Below are 22,375 nucleotides of genomic sequence, written 5' to 3'. Positions count from 1 at the left end.
ATTTCCTTCAAAGAGTCAGTGGCCCGGGCGTTCGCCGAGCGGGCCGCTGCGATGAGAGACGGAATGCGAGGCGGCAGGGGCGAAGCGGAACGTCAGCAGCAGCAATGCGCCGATCAGGCCGACCACCGCGAGCGAGAACATACCCGCCTGCGAAGAGCCGATCGCGCGCTCGGCCAACCCTTTCAGATTCGGCGCGACGAAGCCACCCAGATTGCCGATCGAATTGATCAACGCGATGCCGCCCGCGGCCGCGGCGCCACCCAGGTAACCGGTGGGCAGCGTCCAGAACAATGGCTGCACGCAGACGAAACCGATGGCGGCGAAACAGAAGGCGGCAATCGCAAGCGTGACCGACGACGTCATCGCCGACGCGGCAATGCCGAACGCCGCGAGCGCAAGCATCGCCGCGGCCCAGATACGGTGATGACCGTGGAGGTCGGCGTAGCGCGTCACCCAGAACGTGCCGATGATCGCGGCGATCCACGGAATCGCTGTCAGCATTCCGACCTCGACGCCCACATGGCCGCCGCTCGCGAGCCCGGCGATGCGGGTTGGCAGATAGAACACGACGCCATACACGCTCATCTGCACCGCGAAGTAGATCAGGCCGCAGAACAGTACGCGCGAATCGCGCAGCGCCCCGAGCACCGAAGCCGGACCATGCGCGAGCTTCTGGCGGTCTTCCTGGCGCAACGCCTGATCCAGTGCATCGCGCTCTTCGCCATCGAGCCAGCGCGCCTGCACGGGCCGGTCGGTCAGATAGAAGTAAGCGACGACGCCCACTACCGACGCCGCCAGCCCTTCGATGACAAACAGCCATTGCCACGGATGCATGCCGAACGGATTGCCCGTATCGAGCAGCAGACCCGAGATCGGGCTGCCGAGCAGGAGCGCGAGCGGGAAGCCGAAATAGAACATGCCAATCGTCTGCGAGCGCGTTTTCGCGGGAAACCAGTTCGACAGGAACAGGATGATGCCGGGAAAGAAACCGGCTTCGGCGATGCCGAGCAGCGTGCGCAGCACATAGAAGCTCGTGGCGCTGTCGACAAAAGCCGTGCACGCGGACACGATGCCCCACGTGACCATGATGCGGCTCATCCAGACGCGTGCGCCGAAGCGGTACATCAGCAGGTTGCTCGGTACTTCGAACACCGCATAGCCGATGAAGAAAATGCCGGCGCCGAACGCGAACGCCGCGTCGCTCAAGCCCGTGTCGGCCTGCAGCACGTTCTTCGCGAAGCCAACGTTCGCGCGGTCGATGAACGCCAGTACGTACATCAGGATCAGAAAAGGCAGCAGCCTCGTACGCGCTTTGGTAATCGCGCTGTCGAGCGCGGGGCTCGCGGTCATCGTCATGCGTCGTCTCCGGTTTTGTCTTGTCAACGCGAACGGCGTTGCGATTGCCGTCCTGCGATAACCGCTAGTGTGCGAAACTATCCGATAACTGACCACTGAATAATTCGAATCGGCCGATTCGCTAAAGTTATCGCTCATGATCCCGGCCGCCTCCACCATTCGCAAACGCTTGCGCCTGCGTCATCTGCAACTGATGGTCGCGCTGTCGGAAACAGAATCGCTGCGCCGCGCCGCCGACGATCTCGCGATGACCCAGCCAGCCGCGACCAAGGCCTTGCAGGAACTCGAAGACACGCTCGGCGTATCGCTGTTCGTGCGCCATGCGCGCGGCATGGCGCCGACGATCTTCGGCGAGGCCGTGATGCGCTATGCGCGCGTCGTGTTCGAGGATCTCGACGAGTTGCGCGAGGAGTTGGCCGGCATCGAGGCCGGCGACATCGGCAAGGTGCGCATCGGCGCGGTGATGGCGCCGTCGCCCGAATTGCTGACAAACACGATCGTCAAGCTGAAGGAAGCGCACCCGCGCCTGCAGATGGCGGTCACGATCGACACCAGCGACGTGCTCGTGCAGTCGCTGCAACAGGATCAGCTCGATATCGTGATTGGCCGGATTCCCGATGGCTTTCCGGCGCTCGATCTGAGCTTCGAAACGTTGGCGGAAGAGGCGCTGTCGATCGTCGTGCGGCCCGATCATCCGGCCGTGAAAACAGACAAACAAACGGGCACGCGGCCGAAGCTCGCGGACCTCGCGCGCTATCCGTGGATCATCCAGCCGCATCCGAGCCCGATGCGCCAGGTCATCGATCAAACGTTTCGCGAGTCGCGCGTCGCGCCGCCGGTCAGCACGGTCGAGACGTCGTCGATTCTGACCACGCTGTCGTTGCTGCGCGATTCGGACATGCTCGCCGTACTACCGAGTTCGGTCGCGCAATACTACGTCGCGCTCGATGCGATCGCCGCGATCGCGACGCCGCTGCGCGGCCGGCTCGCGCCGTATGGGCTGATTCTGCGCAGAAACCGGCGCATCACGCCGGCGATGCAACTGGTCATCGATTCGATTCGCGCGGCGTGAGGTTTTCCGCGAAGCGCAATTCGCCGCCCGCATTGATGTCCGCGAGATCCGGGTGAGCGCGAGCCGCGTCGAGCGGAATATCCGGCCGCATGAAGAAGGTCGCGACGATGCCGAGCGCGAGCAGTCCGAGCGAGCCGGCGAACGGCAGCGTCCAGCTACCCGTGCGGTCCACGATCAGGCCGAACAAACGACAGGCTCATGCACGCCGCCATGACCGGCAGCGACTTCACGACCATCACCGGTGCGAGGAACACCAAGGCACCGAGAAACGCGCAGATGATCACGTTGCGGCGCGCCGCGACGACGTTGCGCGTACGCTTCAACACGCGGTCGCTGAGGACGCCGCCCGCGGTATTGCCGACCACGCCGGACAGAAACACGCCCGCGGAGAACATCGCCGAGCTTTTAAGATCGAGGCCGCGACCGTGCATGAAGAACGTGGGCAGCCAGGTGAAGAACAGCCAGCCGGTCCAGCCGTAGCAGAAGTAGACGAGCATCGTTGGTGCGATGCGTTTGAGCAGACGCCGCCACGGCGTGGGCTCGCGTGTCGCTTCGACCGCGGATCGACGGACCGGCGGCAATTGCGTTTCCTGGTCCGCGGTCATATGGCGATGCTTGCGCGGATCGTCCGTGAAATACCATGCGTAGACCACGACCCACACGAGCGTCAGCGCGGCGACCGCGAGAAACGACACCCGCCACGGCCACGCGGACAACGCAGCGTCTTTTGCGCCCCCGTTGACAAGCCAGTATCTGCTCAGCGATACCCGCCGACGCGGCGGCCCGCCGAGTCGTTACGATTTGGGCTCGTTCTGCCGTGTCCCGAATGTCGGCGTCGATCCGACAGGAATCGTGCTGAAGAAAGCGATGCCGCAATACACGTTCAGCGATACAGAATGCGCAGCGCTTTGGAGCTTTGTCACCGCCCGGTAGGGCTTCGCCCGCTGGATATGTGAAGTTTTCTCGCATGGCTCATTGAACTGGATGACGCATACACTCGAACAAACGCGCCAAATCTTCAGCGCTTCGGGTCAGTGTTTCAAATGCCCTCGCGCCAAGGACTATATTCAAACCTTGCCTTCCGGCTGATTGCCCGCTACGGGGCGTCGACGGATCATTCCGTCGACTACTTGCGTCAGGACAGATCCAAGGGTGTGTGTCATGAGATGTCCCATTCGTGCATGGTTGGTGCGGCGGGCTACGCAGGTGACGGCGGTCTCGCGGTTCAGGCGATGCTGTCGGGTCCAAGGGGGCTCGCGTTCGGGCGTGACGGAGCGCTGTATGTCGCCGATGGTTTCAGGATCCGCAAGATCACCGGACTCCCAGGTCGTCACCGCTGGGATTGCCGGGACAAACGGCGCTACGGCCTTGACGGCAACGATGGTGACGAAGATTGAGGTCAGAATTGCAGAGCAAAACAACGGGCATCGCTTGGCCCGGAGAAACCGAAGCTTCCAGGAGCCTGTCCATGTCCGCGCCGAGAATCAGCGTTCTGCTGCCGGTCTACGAGGTCGAGGACTATATCGAAGACTGTCTGGATTCCCTGCTGTCACAAACCTGCACTGATTTCGAAATCATCGCCGTCGACGACAGCAGCCCCGATCGCTCAGGTGAAATCGCCGCCCGCCTGCTCGCGCAACAGGATCGCATTCCATGGAAGTTGATCAGGAACACCGACAATAAAGGGCTCGCTGAAACGCGAAAAATCGCCGCATCGGAAGCGCGCGGCGACTATGTGCTCTGCGTCGACAGCGACGACCACGTTCATCGCGATCTGATTCGCACCGTGCTGCGCGAAGCCGATCAGCACGACGCCGATGTCGTCATTTTCGCCGCCGAACACGTGAGCCCCGATGGCGCCGTCAACGCTCGCATCGATTCCGGCGACTGCATCATCACCGGCGTGCAAGCCGTGCAGAAAATCATGGGACTGGAACTGCAAGCCTTTTGCTGGAACAAACTCGTGCGCCGTTCCATTTTCGTCGCGGCCGACCATCCGTGCGGTCTCATCTACGAAGACATTTGCGTGACGGTGCAGACGCTCGCCAGCGCGAAAATCGTGCGGCTCATTCCGGACAGCCTTTACTCATACATGTTCCGCGAATCGGCAATTTCCAGGCGCTTCAACCCGCGGGTCGTCGATCTTTTTGTCATCATCGACCGCGTTGAAAAACGCACTGCGTTCCTCCCGATTCCCGACTACAAACGTCTGTTGTTCCGGCTCAGATACATCTTCGGATACCGCACGATCGCGTTTCAGGCCGCTATGACCGCGCCGCGCTACGAGCTCGCGAGCCCGATCCTATATAGCGTTTCGAAGAAGCTGCGTGTGAAGCAACGGATCGGCATGTATGCGGACGGGCGGCCGAAGCTCTCCGTTGCGATGACGATGCTCAAGATCCATCCGTGGATCTTCTATTGCTTCGTAAGACGCTTCAATCATCACTGATCCGGCGAAATGCGCCATCTGGCACATAACGCAGAGCGCGTTGGAAGTATCCGTTTAACCCTCTGAAAGGCACGGCGTTTGCGTACCCCAACGGGCCGCGCCTACTGACGACGAAATCTGGTGACCCTGCGTATGACATATATGATGGACTTATGCTTATGCCGCGCTTGTCCTGAACTTTCATCGAAGTATTGAAAACGGTCTAACCATGGCGAATTCACTCCGACAGAACATCGTCGCGCTGACCATCCTGCAGGCGGCTAACATGCTGCTGCCGCTTGCAACCGTTCCCTACCTGTTGCGCGTGCTGCGCCCGGAACACTTTGGCGCATACATCTTCGCACAAGCCATCATTGGCTACCTCGTACTGCTGACCGACTACGGTTTCAACTGGTCATCGACTGCCCACGTCGCACGGGTCCAGAATGACCGGTACGCGGTGTCGAAGATCTTCTGGGCGACGCAAGGCGCCAAGGCGCTGATCGCGGTGGTCTGCCTCGCGATGCTGCTGTTAGCGGCGTTGTTCGTGGCAAGACTGCGCGAATTGCTGCCGGTTCTGCTGGCGACCTATCCGGTCGTGATCGGAACGGTGCTGTTTCCGCAGTGGCTGTTCCAGGGTCTGGAGCAGATGACGCTGACTACCGTTTCGATGCTGAGCGCGCGGCTGCTGCTGCTTCCGCTCACGTTCATCCTGGTGCACTCGCCGGCCGACACGTGGATCGCCTCGCTGATCAGCTCGATGAGCGTGGTTGCTGCCGGACTCGTCGCCTCGTTCCTGATCGTAAAAGACCGGATGATTGTCGCGATGGTGCCGGGCAAGGAGGAGATCCTGGAGACGCTTCGTGACGGCTGGCACACGTTCATTTCCACCGCAGCGATCAGTTTGTACACCACCACCAATAGCGTGGTGCTCGGATTTATTGCGGGGGATGCCGCTGTTGGCTTCTTTGGCGTCGCCGACAAGATCCGCAACCTCGCCCAGGCGCCGCTCGGACCGGTCGCCAACGCGGTGTACCCGCGCATGACGGCGCTCTTTTCCGAAGACTCCGCCAAGGCGTTTGCGCTGGTGCGCAAGATGTTTTACCTGGCGGGCTCGTCCATGTTGCTGGCTTCGGTCGCGCTGTGGGGCGGCGCCGAGTTGATCGTTCGTATCGCGATGGGCTCCGGATACGAGCCGGCCGTGATCGTCCTGAAGTGGATGGCGCCGATGCCACTGCTCATCGGGCTGAGCGGTGTATTCGGCGTTCAGCTGATGCTGCCGCTCGGCATGAAGAAGAAGGTCAGCGAGATCCTGATCGTCGCCGGCCTGTTCAATCTTGCCATCCTCGTGCCGCTTGTATGGTTTTACGGCGCTCAGGGCGCGGCAATGTCAGCGCTGGCCACCGAGTTTCTCGTCACGGCCTCGATGGCGCTTTACCTGATCAAATGCAAGGTTCCGGCTTTCCAAACGAGGGTGCGCACAGATGAAATATGACTTCCTTATCGTAGGCGCCGGCTTTGCGGGCGCGGTCTGTGCCGAACGCCTCGCGGCAAGCGGAAAACGCGTGCTCGTCGTCGACAAACGGAATCATATAGGCGGCAACGCCTACGACCGGCACGATGAGAACGGCGTGCTGATCCATCCGTACGGTCCGCATATCTTTCATACCAACAGCAAGCGGATATTCGAATACCTGTCGGCTTTTACCGATTGGCGCTTCTACGAGCATCGCGTGAAGGCCTATGTAGACGGGGGCCTCTATCCAATACCGATTAATCGCACGACGATCAACAGGTTATATGGCCTCGACCTGAACGAGCAGGCCACCGTGGCGTTTCTAGAGTCGGTACGTGAAGCGCGAGGAACCGTCTCCACCAGCGAAGACGCGGTGCTCAGCAGCGTTGGCCGCGATCTGTGCGAGAAGTTTTTCCGTGGCTATACGCGCAAGCAATGGGGACTCGATCTTTCTGAACTGTCCGCGGGTGTCGCTGCGCGAATCCCGACACGTTCGAACGACGACGACCGGTACTTCACCGATACGTATCAATTCATGCCGGCGCAAGGCTACACCGCGATGTTCGAAAGGATGCTTGGCAGTCCGGACATCGAGGTACGTCTGTCGACCGACTATAACGAGGTGAAAGCGAGTATCGAATGCGGACACCTTGTGTACACAGGACGGATTGACGCGTATTTCGGCTATCGCTTCGGCAAGCTGCCGTACCGCAGCCTGGATTTTCAGCACCAGCATCTGAGCGACGTGGAGCGCTTTCAGACGACAGGTACCGTCAACTATCCGAACGATCACGAATACACGAGGATTACGGAGTTCAAGCACCTCACCGGGCAGCAGCATCCGGGCACCTCGATCGTCAGGGAGTATCCGCGAGCCGAAGGTGAGCCGTACTACCCGATTCCACGCAAGGAAAACGAGGCATTGTTCCTGCGCTACAACGCGCTTGCGGAGACAGTTGCCGATATTACTTTTGTGGGCAGGCTCGCGCAGTATCGCTACTACAACATGGACCAGGTCGTTGGTGCGGCGCTTAAAGCTGCGGAAGGGCTCATCCAGGGCGCTGCAATCAGCGAGTGCTAGCGGGCACCTGAGAGCTTTCCTGGGACTGACTGGAAGATTCGGAGCATCGCATAGGGAGTTCGGAAGATGGAAAAGTACCTGGTCGTTCTGAGGTGTTGAGACCGCTCCTTGCATCCGCAATGGTTCAGCGGCGGAAAGACCCCGCACTTTGACCTGATACTGAGTTACTACGGGAAAGACAAAAAATTTGCGGACGACTTTGCTAAAACCATACATCGATTCAAGGGATCAAAGTGGGAAGGTCTTCACGACTTCATGTTGCGAAACGCCGAATTGGTTTTGCAATACCGCTACATCTGGCTCCCGGACGACGATATCCTGACCGATGTTCAAACGCTCAACGAGTTCTTCGACTATGTAGAACGGGAGAATTTCGCACTCGCGCAACCGTCTCTCGACCAGAGAAGCTACTTCAGTCACGCAACGACGTTGCAGAACAGGGCGTTCGAGTTTCGTGAAACCAATTTCGTGGAAGTGATGGTGCCATGTTTCTCGTCGAATGCCTTGCATGCGATAAAGGACAGCTTTGGATGGACCAGCACAGGCTGGGGTCTGGATTACCTGTGGCCCAAACAGGTCGCCCCGCTAGGGAAGGTTGGCATTGTCGACCGTTTTGCCGTGTTGCATACACGGCCGGTCGCCTCAGCGGACCACAGCATGGCGTGGTCGGAATTGCATCAGACGCTCGCGCAACACGGAATGCGCGCGTCGATCAAGGTTCTGCGGGGCAGAACACGCTACATAGGCAAAACCTATGCGAGCGGTCGGCTGGGCAACCCAATGTTGTTCATCCATGCAGTAAAAGGCAGCCATCCTGCGCGACGGAAAAATCTCATCGCCTATCTGGGGCTGCTGAAAGAGTATCTTCCGTGGCTTCACTATACCAAGCGCAAAACGCAGCCATATTGGGCTCCGAATGGACGTTCGAGTCCCTTAGGGTAACAACATGGATAATTGATTTGAATGCCGTATCGCTGCTGCGTCGTAGTGATAAAGGCACCGGCATCACCAATCTTGTGAACGCCTGAAACGGCTCTGCGATCCGAACACGGCCAAAGCTAGCCAACCGGGTTGCGGCTCCAGCAGCTTTCGTCCAGCACTTTGCTGACTGACCAGCACTTCGCAAGCTGAACAGCGTCGACTACCCGCGACCGGCACTAGCCTCACGAACTGGTACGCAATGTGCAAGGGTTGATCGCATCGCAACGCTTCATATCGCGACGCGCTGGATCCGCACCGACGTCGCGTACTACCAGCGCACCGGCAAGCTCGTTGGACCTCAAAGCACAATAGATGAATGCCCGCAGGGCTCCGGTCCAGCAAGGGCTTCAGCCGAATGGAAGCGAAGGCTCGACCGCTGGTGTGCTACGCGTGCTGATGCAGCTCTATCCGGACGCGATGAGTTCGACGAAGCTCGATTGCCGCGAATAGATTTGCCGAATATAGCTAGTACGCCACAGGATAGATGAACCATGTCAACGAAAGCGCAAAGCGATAAGCAACACGCCACGAATCTATACATGCGCCCGTTTTTCGAGTTCACAGCAGGCAGACGGTAGCTCGATCGCGCGGCAGGATGCCTACGCGGAAGCGTGGGCCGAGCAGCACGGCTTGATACTCGATCGCTCTTTACGCATGGAGGACCGCGGCAAGTCCGCTCACAAGGGCGAGCACGTAAAGAAAGGCGGCGCGCTCGGCGCGTTCATCGAGCGTATCAAGGCCGGTGACGTCGTACCCGGCGATACGCTGATCGTCGAAAACCTTGACCGCCTGAGCCGCCAGAGTGGAATCGGATAGTACGACTCGCCTTCGGCTCGCGGATACTCCCTGACGATCGAGGTTCCCTGATGCTGGTGCCCGGTGAGGTACTTGAACTCCGTAATCCTCGTGTATTCGTGATCGTTCGGATAGTTGACGGCACCAGAGTCACCGCCATGAACAAGCGCAGTGCGCACTCGATTCGATAGATAGCAGCGCGCTCTGCGTTATGTGCCAGATGGCGCATTTCGCAGGGTCAGCGGCTATTGAGGCTTCTCACGAAGCAATAGAAGATCCGGGGATGGATCTTGCGCATCGTCATGGCGACGGAGAGCGTCGGCCGCTCGTCGCATCGCGCTTGCCAGTCACGACATACCACGCTCGGCGACCGTTTTTCCACAGCGCGCGCACTCGCCGATAGATCGCGCGGCTCACACGCTTCGACGCTTCAAGCGTCCCCTTGGTGGCCTGCGGCGGGTGATCTTCGAGCCAGCGCAGCCGTGCTTCGATATCGCGTTCACGGTCCGCGTAGAGTGCAATCGGGAAGGGATGGCCAAGCCTCGCGTCGTAAAGCGCGCGAGCGGCATCGACGATGTCGCGGTTCTCCTCACGCTGGGTAAAGTACGCGATGTGAACGAACGGCACGCTGCGCGTACAAACGATTCGCAGCTGGTGTCGCGCGCAGTACATATGCATCATGTGCTCGTCGTCTTGCCCACCGTCGTCGATCATGTCCCATAACTGCTTGCGAAAAAGAATGCAGCCGATCGAATAGCGCGATTCTGACGGCACTTCGCAAGGTTCGAGGTCCCGCGTGGCAGCGATGAAAGCATCAGGCTGAAGCGTGGTCCGTTCATGCAGCCAGCGCGCGATGTGCGGATAGCCCCATATCGTGCCATTGGTGCCGATCTCGATCTGCTCCGCAGGGATGATTCGCATCGGAAAGCGCTTGTCCCCGGCGGCACCGACGAAATGCGGATGCGCCTGGTTCGTGAAGTACTCGCGCTCCAGGTTCATCACACGCATCACCTCAGGGAAGCCCCAGTTGTTGTTGTTGATCAGCGGGGTGACGTAGGCAAGCTCGTTCGCGCTTTCATTTTCCGCCGCGTCGTACGTGGCGAGCATCTTGTCGAGCCACTCGCCGGCGATCGGGAACGCGTCGTCGTCCACCTTGCAGATCAAGTCGATTTCGGCGAGCGCCGGTTGCGAGAGTAGTTTTTTGATCGTGCGATAGGGTGGGCCAGGCGGAATGTCGTCGACGACCCGAACGATGCCCGGAAAAAGTCTTGCGTAGCGCCGCGCGACGGCAAGCGTGCGTTCCGCGTCATAGCCGCCCCGGCAGTTCTGAAGCAGGATGAACTCGACGCCTGTTGGCCGGTACGCCATGTGACTGGCGAGGGTGAGTTCGAGCGCTGCATAGTCGCGACAGAGCAGGACCAGAATGGCGACTCGCCTCGATGCCACGTTAGAACCGGATGCAGTCATGCTACTCCTTCGTAGGTAGCGACGAGCACATTGCCCAGGGAACATACATGCGAATATCGGAAGGCACCGAACCTGGCATCACGTGCATCACGAATATGCCAGCACCAACGGTGCCGATGCTAATAACCGCGCCTCCGGTCGCAGCACCGATCGCGACTACTCAAGAGACAGGACGGAACACACCGGTTCATCATAGTACAAGCGAAGATGAAGTGAAGCCGTATTCCATAGCGCGTCGCTGTTCTAAGCCAATCAACTGCGGGGAGGACGTTTTATGAATTATCGGACATTTCAGTGCGCTAAAATCCGCCAAACCATCATGGCGGGTGGCAGCAAATGCCGACTGCCGCCCGGAAAGCGTCGCCATGTGCCACCTCAACCGTTCCCGACAGCCTCCTACCCGTGATGCTACCCACGCTTCGGGCCGGCGACCCCTCCTGCAATCCGGATAGCAGACGCAACCCGATGTCAAAGGGCAAAAATCGATCTTCTCTACCCCAGACGATCAGTGTCGGCGCCTTGATCTCCGACAATCGCAGTTGGTAGCCTGTGAACTGCCTGGGGTTTGCTGCCATACTCGCCAGCCAGTTTTCGACGTGGTGCTTGTTGGCTTGCAAGTTATTGACACGCTGTTGCAGCAGGTCATCGGTCAGTGCCGAAGGATCATAAACAAACACATTCATCATGCGTTTGACGTTTTCCAGCGTGGGCTCTCGATAAACGAAATTCAGTAGCTTGATCCCTTCTGTCGGCTGGGGAACGAACGTGCTGGTCCCACCGGTATCGGTTGGAGAAATTATCTTTTCAATCTGATTTTTAAGGACAGCCACAAAGTGAGCTAAGACGATAGGCTCGTCGAACTCGATGTCAGGGCACTGTGAATAAAGGACCCGAGCGCGAAGGAACGCGCTGCTATCAACTATTAAAAAAGATTCGCGATGTCGTGAAGCGCTCGCGGCAATGCCTGCGTCGACGACATCGAATTGCGATGTGTCCGCAGGACGCGCGCAGCGGCGCGATACTGCGAATCACTGCGCGCAATAAGGGCAGAGTGGTTACTCTTGCGAAAAAGGTACCGTATTCCTAACGAATTAAGCAGTCAGAGGCCATAGGCATGAACCACGTGGTCGCTACCAGCGACGAAGACTTGCCCGTTCACAACCATCGGCGACGCGAAGTTACCCTCGCTGGTTTGAACTGGCGTGTATTGGCGGTGGAAGAGTATGGTCCCGTCCGCTGCATCCAATGCGTAAAAGTCGTTGCCCAAACCGTCTGCGTAATACACCACACCATTTGCGGCGACGGGCGGGATAGCCGGGTTGAACGAGGATCTGTTCAAGCCGACTTGCGCCTGCCACACGGGTTTGGGGTTCACAGTACAGTTGCTGTCGATCGACAGTGCAATGACCCCGTGTTTGTATAAGTTGTTGCTCCCCGAACCGCCAGGGGACACGACGTAAAGCCGATTTAGCACCGGGTCGAATGCAGGAAGGCCTATGTTGCTGCCCTCGACTGAACTGAGGGAAATCGTCAACTTTTCAATGGGGCCCTGCTGCTGAATAGTGGCTCGGTTATAAATGAAGAGGCTGCCGGACTTGTTGTAGGCCGCGAGCATCGTCGGGCAGGTGGGACGCTGGAAGAGCAATGCTGTAGCGCCGAAGTCGGAGTCCGTGCTGGGCGGAGAAAGCGGCGAGTTCGACGCGGCTACCGCCAGGGTCGGCGTGAGCTTCACGACGTGCTCCGCGAACGCGGCATTTTCCGGATTGGCGAATGCGTTGCCCGTGAGTGCATAGACGACCGTCCCATCAGGCGGAATCGATACGCCTCCCGCACCCCATATACCGCCCCCGTCTGGCCCGCTTGCGCCGTCTGGGTACCAGCGTTGCAGAATCGCAGCTGGGTTGGTGGTGGACGCGCGGACGACCTGTCCATGGTACGGCACCGTATCGCAGGGGTCGCCGGCTGTCGCCACGTATATCGACGAACTATCGGGACTGAGCGTCAAGCCGCCATAGACCATCGTTCTTGGAGAAGCGTTGGCTGCGTCTAGAAGTGGCAGGTTGAAGCCCGGGAGATCCACGCCGGTCTGGAGGTTGTACGCATGCAGGTAGCCTCGCCCGCTCACAACGAAAATCCGGTTGTTGGCATGGTCGATGACGGGCGTGCCCTGCACCCCGATCTTGCCTTGGAACAGCCCGGTGCAGTTCGACGTCAAGATAGCTTGAGGGATAGGGGCGCTTTGCCAAATGACCGCCCCTGTCGCGGCATTCAGTGCCCATGTAGTGTTCCCCTCTGTCGCAACATAGACGATATCGGTTGGCACCCCGTTGATTGTCACCCCGGTAGCCAGTACCGGCTGAGTCAGGATGGCACCGTCCAGGACAGGTGACTTCCAGTGCTCTTTCAACGTCGTCACGTTGGTCTGGGTGAGCACCGTCTCGACTGAGTTATACCCAGTCCGCTGCCTGTTCATGCCAAACGTCGGCCAGTCGGTCGTCGTAAAGGTTGGCGCGGCGACGGCCCCTGGTGTCCGGCTCAATGTAGCTTTAGTCGCTGCTTCGGGAGCTTGGTACGGCGTATCCACCGCCGGCCCGGTATCGTCGCGGAATTTATTCGGATTGATCTTGTCTCCGCCGTTCTGCTTGTCTACGTCCGATCCATCGAGGGCGAAGGCTGGCGGCACTTTCGGTCCGACGCCAGACGGGTGCGTGCCATGAGGGAATGGGTTCAGTGCGTTTGACGACGCCTGAGCGGCTATTGCAAGACCCGGCGCAGATGCCGCGGCCGGTGCCGCGTTCGAACTTTGCGCTTGTGCGCCCGAGGCCGCCATGCCGGCGAGGATCAAAGCTGCAACGAGCCGAGAAGCGTCGATAACGTTGCGTGCGTTATTCATTTAGCCACCTCTTGGAAACTATTAGCAAAACGTGAGGTTAATCCTAGGCCATCAAAAATCAAGCGCAAGAAATGTCCGCTAGGGACTACGATCTGGCGGACAAAGAACTGTCCCTATTGAGTAATGCAAGGCTCACACACCGTTCGGCTGCTTCATCCGAATGCGCGATTTCGCTGGAAGCAGATCGGCACACCCGGCGACCCCGTCCAGAGCGCTAGTCGCTAGCGCTTTTAAAGAAATGGGGAATAAACACCCGCTTCGGCGGCGACGCGAGCGACAAGTCCGCGGGCGGCGGCGAGTATCCGTTACAGGACGGTTTCGGCTGGACCAATGGCGTGCTGCGCGTGCTGATGCAGCTCTATCCGGATGCGGTGAGTTCGACGAAGCGGGCCGATCTGCCGGGCGGTGCGGTCGGGGTATCGGATGCGGCGGCATCGACGGCGGCCGCGCCGCAGACGTCGCACAGTACGTCGCGCGCGGGCCATTAGTTATGGAGGAGGTATTAGCGATACCAGGATGACGGGTTGACTGCCTGATGGCACCGCACGCCGTTACGATGCTTTCGATAGCTCGACCGGCTTCTAGTCAACCTGGAAACTCCCAAAGATGAATCGCAAGCTCGACGTCCCATCGGCGGAACCGCTGCCGCCGCAAGCGCAGGCCACGACGGCCGACGAAGCCACCGCGCACTGGCAGCGCAAATCTTGGCGTATGCGTGTTCGGCTCGTTCACGACCATCGTCGCGATGACGCTGCTGCTGCCGTTCCTGCCGCTCTACGTCGAGCAACTCGGCGTCAAGGATCACGCGGCGATCTTCGTGGCCTTTCTCGCGACGGCGTTCCTGATCCGCGAAAAGCCGGTGCGCAAGCGCACGGACAGCGCGTCGAAGCAGGGCGCGTGGGCATCGGTCGACGACAAGCGGCCAGCCATCGCGATGCTTGCCACGGGTCTGCTTCTGATGGTCGCGAACATGTCGATCGAGCCGATCATCACCGTCTACGTCGCCCAGCTCGCGAAGCCGCAAAGCGTGACGATGGTCGCGGGCTATCAGAAGCCGGGTGATAGTTGACTAATGAATTGTGTGGATACAGCGATCACCGGGGTTATCGCTTTCATCCTTCGCCCATAGCCGGGCGTTGACTGTCAGGTGTTGCTTGGTGGCCCCGGATAGAAGACGTGCCTCTGCCGGTCCACAGAGCGCGGCGTGCCCATAGCTGCGCTTCATGCGTCGTCCTTCCCCGTGCGCGCGACGCTCAGCAGTTCTCTAACGCGTCGCGCGAGATTCGACAACGCGCCGCCGGACCGCGCGACGGCCTGCTGTCTGTGTGGCATATGTTGCAGATCGTGCCAGTCGTCATCGAGCGCTCTTGCGTGAGCGTCGGCGCCATACGGCCATTCGACCACCACCGCGCGCAAGCGGGCGGCGCGCGAGCTTCTGTCGGCGCGATCGATATACGCATTGATCTCTGACGCCTCGTACCGCGCCGATTCCTCCGAATCGACGGCAATGAAGTCGTTCAGTCCTTCGATATGGACGCACCATAACTGTTCGCTCACGTCGCGTCTCCTACTACGTTTTCCTGGCCTGCCCGATCAGCCCAGTGGCAGCCGTGCAAACTCAGGTTCAGCCCTCAGCCGTTCCCAATGCAGATCCGCGAAGCACGGGCCTTGCGTCGCCTCGCTGAATTTGACGTCGTTGTGCTTGCCGTTCCACTCCATCACCTTGACCTGGCCGTTCGCGTCGACCGTGAGATCCCAGCCGATGCAGCGCGCAAACGGAATCTTCCTGTGCAGGCGTAGCACGGTGGCCATGCATTTCTCGAAACATGGAATCTTCACGCCCGCGAAGCGCGCGCCCGAGTCAGGATGCGCGTCCACCGCGGCCCAGTCGCTCATATACCCCTCGTCGCACAGTGCGCCCGTTTCGAGTTCGACCGGCACGCATACCTCGCGATCGCTCAGCACATGCGTATCGTCCGCTCTGCCGAGTCGCAAGTAGCAGGCCCGAATGGAAATGCGACCGGTCTCGTCCACCACGGTCGTGAAGCGCAATGTCGCCACCGGCTTCGCAGCAAACGTAGCGAACAGACTGTGCTGCTTGATGAACGTCTGAATCACGCCATTGCCGAGCGATCTGATGACCGCGGGGTCGAAGTTGGGACGGTCGAAGAAGTAGACACCGTTGCCCTGTCCGGAACCGTCGAGCTTGAATACGACGCGTTCGGTATGCTCGAACACGACGTCTGTCAGATCGCGCTCGGGCACCACGACGCCTTTGTCGGTAAAGAACAGCCCATTGGCAAAGTACGCGACGTCCGGCAATTCGTCGCCGTCGAAGATCAGCCGTGAAATCGGCTTGAGGCTCGAAATCTTGCCGTACCAGCCTTGCATATGCGGCACGACGACGATGCCGTAGTAGTTGTCCGGAATCCAGCCTTCCTTGAAAGTGCCGCAAAACGCGGTATAAACGCGCAGCCAGGGTGCGTAGACCGGGTCGCCGAACACGTCTCGCGCATAGGTGTCCGCGAGCCGCAGTTTGTTCGGATCGGTCTTGCCATACCTGCTTTCGAGTCGCTCCAATATTTTTCTCGCCTGCAATTCGTGACCGTGGTGAAAGCGGTAAAGCGAGACCCGCTTCGCAGCTCGTCTCACTACGTTTTCAACTCCGGATAGCATCATGCTCAATACGCGTTTGGATGATGAAGCCCCTTGAAAATCGTGGCCAGAATGATCTTCATGTCGAGCCAGAACGACCAGTTGCGCAGGTAGTACAGATCGTGTGCGACGCGGCCCTCCATCTTTTCCAGGCGATCGGTTTCGCCGCGATAGCCGTTGATCTGCGCCCAGCCGGTAATGCCGGGTTTGATCCGATAACGGTGGATATAGCCCGACACGATGTTCTGATAGAGATCGTCGTGTTCGAGCGCATGCGGGCGCGGCCCCACCACCGACATATCGCCGCGCAGCACGTTAAAGAACTGCGGTAGTTCGTCGAGACTCGTGCGGCGCAGGAACGCGCCGATCGTCGTGATGCGTGGATCGTCGCGCGTGGCCTGTTCGAGAATGCCCGGCTTCTGCTCGTGAAGGCGCATCGTGCGGAACTTGTAGATCGTAAATACGCGGCCGTCGGCGCCTTTGCGACGCTGCTTGAAGAACACCGGCCCGCGCGAACTCAGTTTGACGGCAATCGCGCAGCCCAGTAGTATCGGCGAGATCGCAATCAACGCGGCGAGCGCGAACAGACGATCGAACAGGTCTTTCTGCACCAAGGCTTTCGGCGGCAGCGGCGAAGCGGCAAGATTGATCGTCGGCAAGCCGAGCAACTCGGTCATGCCGCCTTCGAACAGCGCAAGCGAGCGCACGTCGGGCATGAAGCGCACATTGATCAGGTCGTTGCGAAACTCCGCCACCAGCTTGAGAATCGCGCGCTCCTCGGTGAGCGGCAGCGCCAGCCACACTTCGCCGATCTGCTGTTCGCGCACGTAGCGAGCGAACGCGCCCTGTTCTTCGAAGACCTGCACCGACGAGCGCGGCGGAATGCAGCAGCCGGGGTGCAGGTTATACAGGGCATTCGCGCGAAAGCCGGCCGCGGGCGACGTCTCGATCTTACGGATGATCTCGTCGCAATGATCGCCGCACGCCGCCACCGCGACCTGCTGCAAGTTCATCCCCGCATGACGCATGCGCCCAAGCAACGCATGCGTGACCAGCCGGCCGGTCATCATTGCTGCGCCCGAAATGCCCGTCCAGTACACGAACCAGAGTCGCGACACGAAATCGATCCGGTGCAGCGAGAACATCAGCACCATCGCGCAGGCCTGCACGACGAGCCAGCCGAGCGCCACCTGGCTCGCCAGCACTCTTTTCGAGCGGCCACGCCACGATTGGTAGACGCCGAGCGCCGGAAAGACCGCGAGAGCAAACGCCGCGGCAAAAGCGACGAAGGCGAAATAAAAGCTCCGTTGCGAGCCGCCGTCGAAGCGGATCTGGGAGGCCGCATATGCCCCAGCCACGATCATCGCGACGTCGAACGCTCTCGCCAGCAGACCAGTCAGCAATCGCATCACAGCCCCCTCATAGGACGTAGCAGGTCGACTCCGTCGCTTCAGCCACAACGCCCGTACTTGTCGTCGAAACGAACGATGTCGTCTTCGCCGAGATAAGTACCCGACTGCACCTCGATGATCTGCAGCGGCACGCGGCCCGGATTCTCGAGCCGATGGCGAACACCCAACGGGATATAGGTCGATTCGTTTTCGCCAAGAAGAAACTGCTCTTCCCCGCGCGTGACGAGTGCGGTTCCACACACCACGACCCAGTGCTCGGCGCGATGATGATGCATCTGCAACGACAGACGGCCGCCGGGCATCACGACGATGCGCTTCACCTGAAAGCGCTCGCCATGATCGATCGAGTCGTAAAAGCCCCACGGGCGACGCACTTTTCTGTGCGCATCGGCCTCCGGCGACTTCTCGGCCCTGATCCGCGACACGAGTCCCTTGATGTCCTGCACATGCGAGCGATCCGCGACGAGCACCGCGTCGTCGGTCTCGATCACGATCATGTTGTTGGTGCCGACGCAGGCGAGAAGCCTGCCTCCTTGCGAGCGTGCGTAGGTCGCGGTGGCCCCTTCGAACAGCACGCGGCCGCTGGCCGCGTTACCGCAGTCGTCCTTCTCCATCGCTTGCCATACGGCATCCCACGAGCCGAGATCGGACCAACCTGCTTCGAGCGGCACCACCACGCCGGAAAACGCCGACTCCGGTTTGCCAAGCTGCTCCATCACCGCATAGTCGATCGAGTCGGACGGCGAATCCAGAAACCCCTCGGCGTCCGGCATGATGCATTCTTCAGTCTTCTTCGCGTCGCGGTATGCCTGAACGCAGGCCGCGTGCATGTCCGGCTGAAACTGCTCGATGATGGAGAGCCAAACCGACGCTCGCACCACGAAGATGCCGCTATTCCACCAGTAATTGCCCGACGCGACGTACTGCGCCGCGAGCTCCGTCGCGGGCTTCTCGACGAAGCGCTCGATGCGGCGCGCGCCGTCTGGCAATGCGTCGCCGAGCCGGATATAACCGAAGCCCGTGTCGGGCCGTTCGGGCGGTACGCCTAGCGTGACGATCGCGCCGTCGCGCGCATGCCTCGCGGCGATGTCCAGCGCGTGATGAAGCGCTTCGAGATTCGCGATCGCATGGTCGGCGGGCATTGCGACCAGAATCGCGTCTTCGTCTTCCGGGCATGCCGTCAGCGCGGCAAGCGTCAATGCCGGCGCCGTATCGCGACGCGCGGGCTCGACCACGATCCGCGCGTTCACGCCGATCTCGCGCGCCTGCTCGTAAGTGGCGAAATAATGCTCGGTTCCGCAGACGATCACGGGATCGGCCGCGACGTTCCATGCGCCATCAAAACCCGCCATGCGCCCCATGGTTGCTTGCAGCAAAGTCTGATTGCCGATCACGTCGATCAGTTGCTTTGGAAACTGTTCGCGCGACACCGGCCACAGCCGGGTGCCGGAACCACCGGCGAGAATCACCTGCACGAGCGTCGGAAACTCCGCCTCGGCAGAATCCTGTCGTATCGTTTCGACATCCGCTGCGGCTGCTGCCGCGGTAACCTTGACCATCGCTAACTCCTTCGCATTGAAACCGGCTCGGGAACGCGTCTCCCTCGAGGACACCGCATAACGCGGTGTGCCGCGATCCACGCAAATACCGTCTGATGTGATTTATGACAGGGCGTGCGTGTCAAACGGACCAGACCAGTAGTTCAGTTCGCAGTGAAAGTGCATGCGCCTACGGCGAATCCGGCTCGATCGGGAAGTACGGAAACGGACTGGCCGAATCGCAGTGGTCTGCTCGACAACGACGACCGGGAAACGATTGAAACGAAACGAAAGATCGAATGCGGCAAACGACGTGCATCGGATCTGGTCGACATCGTGCCCCGATGAATTCATCATAGTGAGACCGCATTGCGACGCAGCCCATCTGGCGCGAAGCGCGGAAGTTTTGGCGGTGCTCGCGGACTGGATTTAACAAGCTCGCTAACGAGCTTGCACTTCTATTGCAGGGCGCACGATTGGAAATAAACAGCGACACGTGCTACCGTTTAATGAACGTCCCGTGGCATTCATGTCAAAGATAAACGGCGGTGTGACCCCCGCGCGGGCCGCACTGTGAGTTTTCCGCTGTTCCCAATCTCGCCATCATCCAGCGCATGGGCACAACCCCAACCGGCGCGCCATTCGTTTTTCTGGAGTTGCAATGGCCTATATTTCGCTACTCGCACTTTTCCTGACAGTCACGAATTTCGTGCCCATCAGTGCGATCGGCTTTGTCCCGTTGCTATTGCTGGCATGGCGCTTTTACGGCCGGAGTTATCCCGCGTTCGTCGCGCCGCTTACCGCTTTCACGGTGCTCGCGACGGTCTCGACGCTGCTCTATGATTCGCAGTCGTTCCTCGACTTCGACTTTTATAGGCGCGACGGCAATTTTTTCATTTCCTATACGCCCATTTTTGCCGGTTTCGTGTATGCACACCGCTGGGATCTGAATAAGGTACTGCGTGCGTTGTTCATTTTCGCCGTCATCGTCAATCTGCCGATGTACGCCTACTACATCGCCACGAACGGGCTGCTCAGCATGTTCGTTAATCCGGCCGACAGTTTCGGCAGCTACTTCATTGCGCGCAACGCAGCCGGCGGCTTCCTGGCGATGCTGTTCTGTCTCGGCATAGCGTGCTACCTGCAAAAACGCAGCAAGCTGCTGATCGCGCTGCTCGCCTGCAATGTGCTGATGCTGTTTTCGACCTACAGCCGCGGCTCGCTGCTTGGCGCGGCGGCCGTTCTGCCCTATCTGTACTTTGGCCGCAAGCGCTGGATTCTCGGCACGCTGATAGCGGTGCTGCTGCTCGCGTCGGTCGCCATCGCGATCTACCATACCCAGCCGAACGTCGACTACATGGGCTATACGTTCGCGATTCACGCCAATGACGCCAAGGTCAACAACCTCAACATTCGCTACGAGTGGTTGTGGCCGCGAGCGCTCGCGTATTTCGTGCAAAGCCCGCTCGTCGGTCTCGGCTTCGGCTCCTTCGACGACCACATCGGTAGCCTCACCTCGTACTTCCATCTGTTCGCGGTGCCGTCCGACGTGGTGATCGAGCACAGCGACTCACACGCTCACAACTCGTATCTGAATATCCTCGCCGAGCTCGGCGTAGTGGGCTTGACGCTGATCCTCGCGTTCTTCTGGAGACTGGTCGAGTGGAGCAAGCAGGGGGCGGCGTATGCCGCGTTGGTCGAGGGCGGCCGCCAGTTCGCGGCGTTCCGCTTCGTCGAGATTTCGTCGGTTTGCCTGCTGGTGATGTCGGCAACCGAGCATCGGCTGGTCTCGCCGTCGAATGTATTGATTCTTTCTCTGGTGATCTCGCTGCTGCTAGCCGCGCGTCCGCTGGCGGCCACCGCATTCAGGCCCGGCCCGCGCGGAGCGCGCAAGGCGGGCATCGTGGGCACGCGAGCTGCACCGCCCGTGCCCCAGCGCCCGACTCAGGGCGTAACGTCGGCAAGATGACGTTCTTCGGCCGGCAGCGACTGACTCGGCGCATAGGGAAGAAACTGTTCGACGCAGGCATACGGGAGCCGCGCGTCGACGAAGCCCATCAGGGCCTTCTTGAAGTTCTCCGACGAAAACCGCTCGGCATTCTTGCGGCACACGCGTGCGTCGAATAGGGTTGCATTGCTCTCGAACCGGGTAACGGCTTCGAGCAACGACGCGGTGCTTTGCTCACCGAAGAAGACCCCGGTGGGTCGCTCGAGCGGCAATCCCACCACCGATTCAAGCACGCCGCCGCGGCCGAAGGCGATCACCGGCGTGCCGCATGCCTGCGCTTCGACCACCGAAATGCCGAAGTCTTCTTCCGCCGCGAACACGAACGCGCGCGCGCGCCGCAAATGATCGACCAGCACATCGGACGGCTGATGCCCGAGAATCTGGACGTTGTCGCCCGCCACCGATTTGATCCTCTTCATCTCGGGACCGTCGCCGATCACGACCAGCTTGCGTTCAGGCGATTGCGAAAAGGCCTGAACGATCAGATCGATACGCTTATAAGGCACCATCCGCGACGCCGTCACGTAGAAATCCTCTTTCTCCGTACCAATAGGCATGTTCACCAGATCGACCGGCGGATAGATCACGGTCGCTTCGCGCTGATAGGCCTTTCTGATACGCCGCGCAATGAACTGAGAATTCGCGACGAGATGATCGACGCCGTTCGCGGAGCGCGAATCCCAGCCTCGAATGTAATGAAGCAGCACGCGCGCCAACGCGGAGCGCAGCCCTGTGTCGAGATGGGATTCACGCAGGTACTGATGTTGCAGATCCCACGCATAGCGGATCGGCGAATGAATGTAGCTGATATGCACCTGGTTCGGCCCGGTCAACACGCCTTTCGCGACCGCGTGCGAGCTCGAAATGACGAGATCGTAGCCTGACAGATCCACCTGCTCGATCGCAATCGGCATCAATGGTAGATAGGCGCGGTATCGTCTTCGCGCAAACGGCATCTTCTGGATGAATGACGTGTTGACGGACTTCCCCTTCACGCAATCGCGGTCTTCGAGAAAATCGACAATCGAAAAGACGTCCGCATCCGGGAAGCACTCGATGATGTTCTTCAATACTTTCTCGGCGCCGCCGGACACTACCAGCCAATCGTGAACAATAGCGACTTTCACTTCGACCTCCTGTGACAATCCACCCAAACTCCCACGCACCCACGCG

The 22,375-nt window shown here is 59.9% G+C and carries 19 protein-coding genes and 4 pseudogenes; 11 read left to right on the top strand and 12 right to left on the bottom strand.

Annotation, left to right across the window (positions count from 1 at the left end):
* Positions 1–15: 15 nt before the first annotated feature.
* On the bottom strand, positions 16–1,356 hold the full coding sequence (locus OKW45_RS02220; protein ID WP_429465640.1) for an MFS transporter: 1,341 nt from the start codon (positions 1,354–1,356) through the stop codon (positions 16–18).
* 136 nt (positions 1,357–1,492) lie between these two features.
* On the opposite strand from OKW45_RS02220, the gene OKW45_RS02215 reads away from it, so the two are divergent.
* Entirely contained in the window at positions 1,493–2,428 is a 936-nt protein-coding gene (locus OKW45_RS02215) for a LysR family transcriptional regulator (RefSeq protein ID WP_429465638.1), read from the top strand.
* Here OKW45_RS02215 and OKW45_RS02210 read toward each other — a convergent pair.
* Together OKW45_RS02210 and OKW45_RS02205 are read right to left on the bottom strand one after the other, a co-directional pair.
* Positions 2,403–2,615 carry a hypothetical protein gene (locus OKW45_RS02210; protein ID WP_239499260.1) on the bottom strand — a complete coding sequence of 71 codons (213 nt, stop codon included), beginning with the start codon at positions 2,613–2,615 and terminating at the stop codon, positions 2,403–2,405. The two genes, OKW45_RS02215 and OKW45_RS02210, sit on opposite strands and share 26 nt — an antisense overlap.
* Entirely contained in the window at positions 2,584–3,144 is a 561-nt protein-coding gene (locus OKW45_RS02205; RefSeq protein ID WP_429465636.1) for an MFS transporter, read from the bottom strand. The genes OKW45_RS02210 and OKW45_RS02205 overlap by 32 nt, the downstream gene beginning before the upstream one ends.
* Positions 3,145–3,594: 450 nt before the next feature.
* Here OKW45_RS02205 and OKW45_RS02200 point away from each other — a divergent pair, with 450 nt between their 5' ends.
* From OKW45_RS02200 to OKW45_RS02170, 7 genes are all read left to right on the top strand, one after another.
* Complete coding sequence (locus tag OKW45_RS02200) at positions 3,595–3,825, top strand: NHL domain-containing protein (protein WP_246530000.1); 231 nt, start codon at positions 3,595–3,597, stop codon at positions 3,823–3,825.
* A 71-nt stretch (positions 3,826–3,896) separates the two neighbouring features.
* Complete coding sequence (locus OKW45_RS02195) at positions 3,897–4,877, top strand: glycosyltransferase family 2 protein (protein WP_429465633.1); 981 nt, start codon at positions 3,897–3,899, stop codon at positions 4,875–4,877.
* Between the two features lie 208 nt (positions 4,878–5,085).
* Positions 5,086–6,351 carry a flippase gene (locus tag OKW45_RS02190; RefSeq protein WP_018424679.1) on the top strand — a complete coding sequence of 422 codons (1,266 nt, stop codon included), beginning with the start codon at positions 5,086–5,088 and terminating at the stop codon, positions 6,349–6,351.
* Positions 6,341–7,453 (top strand): UDP-galactopyranose mutase, encoded by a 1,113-nt coding sequence (gene glf, locus OKW45_RS02185; protein ID WP_429465631.1) that lies wholly within the window; start codon positions 6,341–6,343, stop codon positions 7,451–7,453. Before OKW45_RS02190 ends, glf begins: the two co-directional genes overlap by 11 nt.
* A gap of 108 nt (positions 7,454–7,561) precedes the next feature.
* Positions 7,562–8,395, top strand: a complete 834-nt coding sequence (locus tag OKW45_RS02180) for a DUF707 domain-containing protein (protein ID WP_429465629.1) — start codon at positions 7,562–7,564, stop codon at positions 8,393–8,395.
* A gap of 351 nt (positions 8,396–8,746) precedes the next feature.
* The gene (locus OKW45_RS02175) at positions 8,747–8,884 is read left to right on the top strand and encodes a hypothetical protein (RefSeq protein WP_429465626.1); all 138 of its coding nucleotides are present in this window, start codon (positions 8,747–8,749) and stop codon (positions 8,882–8,884) included.
* Positions 8,885–8,914: 30 nt separating this feature from the next.
* Positions 8,915–9,250: a recombinase family protein gene (locus OKW45_RS02170; protein ID WP_429469200.1), complete on the top strand. Its 336-nt coding sequence runs from the start codon at positions 8,915–8,917 to the stop codon at positions 9,248–9,250.
* Here OKW45_RS02170 and OKW45_RS02165 read toward each other — a convergent pair.
* The 4 genes and pseudogenes from OKW45_RS02165 to OKW45_RS02150 form a co-directional block, all read right to left on the bottom strand.
* Positions 9,238–9,378, bottom strand: a pseudogene (locus tag OKW45_RS02165) (UDP-galactopyranose mutase); the annotation flags it as partial. The gene OKW45_RS02170 and the pseudogene OKW45_RS02165 overlap by 13 nt on opposite strands.
* A gap of 151 nt (positions 9,379–9,529) precedes the next feature.
* On the bottom strand, positions 9,530–10,696 hold the full coding sequence (locus tag OKW45_RS02160) for a hypothetical protein (RefSeq protein WP_429465624.1): 1,167 nt from the start codon (positions 10,694–10,696) through the stop codon (positions 9,530–9,532).
* Positions 10,697–11,136: 440 nt separating this feature from the next.
* Positions 11,137–11,478, bottom strand: a pseudogene (locus tag OKW45_RS02155) (alpha/beta fold hydrolase); the annotation flags it as partial.
* A gap of 317 nt (positions 11,479–11,795) precedes the next feature.
* On the bottom strand, positions 11,796–13,589 hold the full coding sequence (locus OKW45_RS02150; protein WP_429465622.1) for an outer membrane protein assembly factor BamB family protein: 1,794 nt from the start codon (positions 13,587–13,589) through the stop codon (positions 11,796–11,798).
* 227 nt (positions 13,590–13,816) lie between these two features.
* On the opposite strand from OKW45_RS02150, the pseudogene OKW45_RS02145 reads away from it, so the two are divergent.
* Positions 13,817–14,077, top strand: a pseudogene (locus OKW45_RS02145) (trehalase family glycosidase); the annotation flags it as partial.
* Between the two features lie 118 nt (positions 14,078–14,195).
* A pseudogene (locus OKW45_RS02140) lies at positions 14,196–14,649 on the top strand (hypothetical protein); the annotation flags it as partial.
* A gap of 161 nt (positions 14,650–14,810) precedes the next feature.
* On the opposite strand, the gene OKW45_RS02135 reads toward OKW45_RS02140, so the two are convergent.
* The 4 genes from OKW45_RS02135 to OKW45_RS02120 form a co-directional block, all read right to left on the bottom strand.
* Positions 14,811–15,146, bottom strand: a complete 336-nt coding sequence (locus tag OKW45_RS02135; protein WP_429465620.1) for a hypothetical protein — start codon at positions 15,144–15,146, stop codon at positions 14,811–14,813.
* Between the two features lie 36 nt (positions 15,147–15,182).
* Positions 15,183–16,169: a sugar-transfer associated ATP-grasp domain-containing protein gene (locus OKW45_RS02130; RefSeq protein WP_018424669.1), complete on the bottom strand. Its 987-nt coding sequence runs from the start codon at positions 16,167–16,169 to the stop codon at positions 15,183–15,185.
* A 101-nt stretch (positions 16,170–16,270) separates the two neighbouring features.
* Positions 16,271–17,653, bottom strand: a complete 1,383-nt coding sequence (locus OKW45_RS02125) for an undecaprenyl-phosphate glucose phosphotransferase (protein WP_429465618.1) — start codon at positions 17,651–17,653, stop codon at positions 16,271–16,273.
* A 41-nt stretch (positions 17,654–17,694) separates the two neighbouring features.
* On the bottom strand, positions 17,695–19,215 hold the full coding sequence (locus tag OKW45_RS02120) for a mannose-1-phosphate guanylyltransferase/mannose-6-phosphate isomerase (protein ID WP_429465616.1): 1,521 nt from the start codon (positions 19,213–19,215) through the stop codon (positions 17,695–17,697).
* Between the two features lie 640 nt (positions 19,216–19,855).
* Between OKW45_RS02120 and OKW45_RS02115 the strand changes: the two genes are divergently transcribed.
* Positions 19,856–21,163, top strand: a complete 1,308-nt coding sequence (locus OKW45_RS02115; protein ID WP_018424665.1) for an O-antigen ligase family protein — start codon at positions 19,856–19,858, stop codon at positions 21,161–21,163.
* On the opposite strand, the gene OKW45_RS02110 is transcribed toward OKW45_RS02115, so the two are convergent.
* Positions 21,139–22,329 (bottom strand): glycosyltransferase family 4 protein, encoded by a 1,191-nt coding sequence (locus OKW45_RS02110; RefSeq protein WP_429465614.1) that lies wholly within the window; start codon positions 22,327–22,329, stop codon positions 21,139–21,141. The two genes, OKW45_RS02115 and OKW45_RS02110, sit on opposite strands and share 25 nt — an antisense overlap.
* Between the last annotated feature and the right edge of the window lie 46 nt (positions 22,330–22,375).

It is taken from the genome of Paraburkholderia lebeckiae (assembly GCF_050436225.1).
In the GTDB taxonomy this organism is placed as follows: domain Bacteria; phylum Pseudomonadota; class Gammaproteobacteria; order Burkholderiales; family Burkholderiaceae; genus Paraburkholderia; species Paraburkholderia tuberum.
The sequence above is the reverse complement of the archived record's forward strand: the minus strand, read 5'-3'. Positions and strand labels throughout refer to the sequence as shown.

Bases quoted from the DNA above. Each gene is read 5' to 3' on its own strand.
- glf (WP_429465631.1), top strand. From the start codon at position 6,341: ATGAAATATGACTTCCTTATCGTAGGCGCCGGCTTTGCGGGCGCGGTC.
- OKW45_RS02200 (WP_246530000.1), top strand. From the start codon at position 3,595: ATGTCCCATTCGTGCATGGTTGGTGCGGCGGGCTACGCAGGTGACGGC.
- OKW45_RS02125 (WP_429465618.1), bottom strand. From the start codon at position 17,653: ATGCGATTGCTGACTGGTCTGCTGGCGAGAGCGTTCGACGTCGCGATG.
- OKW45_RS02160 (WP_429465624.1), bottom strand. From the start codon at position 10,696: ATGACTGCATCCGGTTCTAACGTGGCATCGAGGCGAGTCGCCATTCTG.
- OKW45_RS02150 (WP_429465622.1), bottom strand. From the start codon at position 13,589: ATGAATAACGCACGCAACGTTATCGACGCTTCTCGGCTCGTTGCAGCT.
- OKW45_RS02120 (WP_429465616.1), bottom strand. From the start codon at position 19,215: ATGGTCAAGGTTACCGCGGCAGCAGCCGCAGCGGATGTCGAAACGATA.
- OKW45_RS02195 (WP_429465633.1), top strand. From the start codon at position 3,897: ATGTCCGCGCCGAGAATCAGCGTTCTGCTGCCGGTCTACGAGGTCGAG.
- OKW45_RS02215 (WP_429465638.1), top strand. From the start codon at position 1,493: ATGATCCCGGCCGCCTCCACCATTCGCAAACGCTTGCGCCTGCGTCAT.
- OKW45_RS02115 (WP_018424665.1), top strand. From the start codon at position 19,856: ATGGCCTATATTTCGCTACTCGCACTTTTCCTGACAGTCACGAATTTC.
- OKW45_RS02175 (WP_429465626.1), top strand. From the start codon at position 8,747: ATGAATGCCCGCAGGGCTCCGGTCCAGCAAGGGCTTCAGCCGAATGGA.
- OKW45_RS02190 (WP_018424679.1), top strand. From the start codon at position 5,086: ATGGCGAATTCACTCCGACAGAACATCGTCGCGCTGACCATCCTGCAG.
- OKW45_RS02220 (WP_429465640.1), bottom strand. From the start codon at position 1,356: ATGACGATGACCGCGAGCCCCGCGCTCGACAGCGCGATTACCAAAGCG.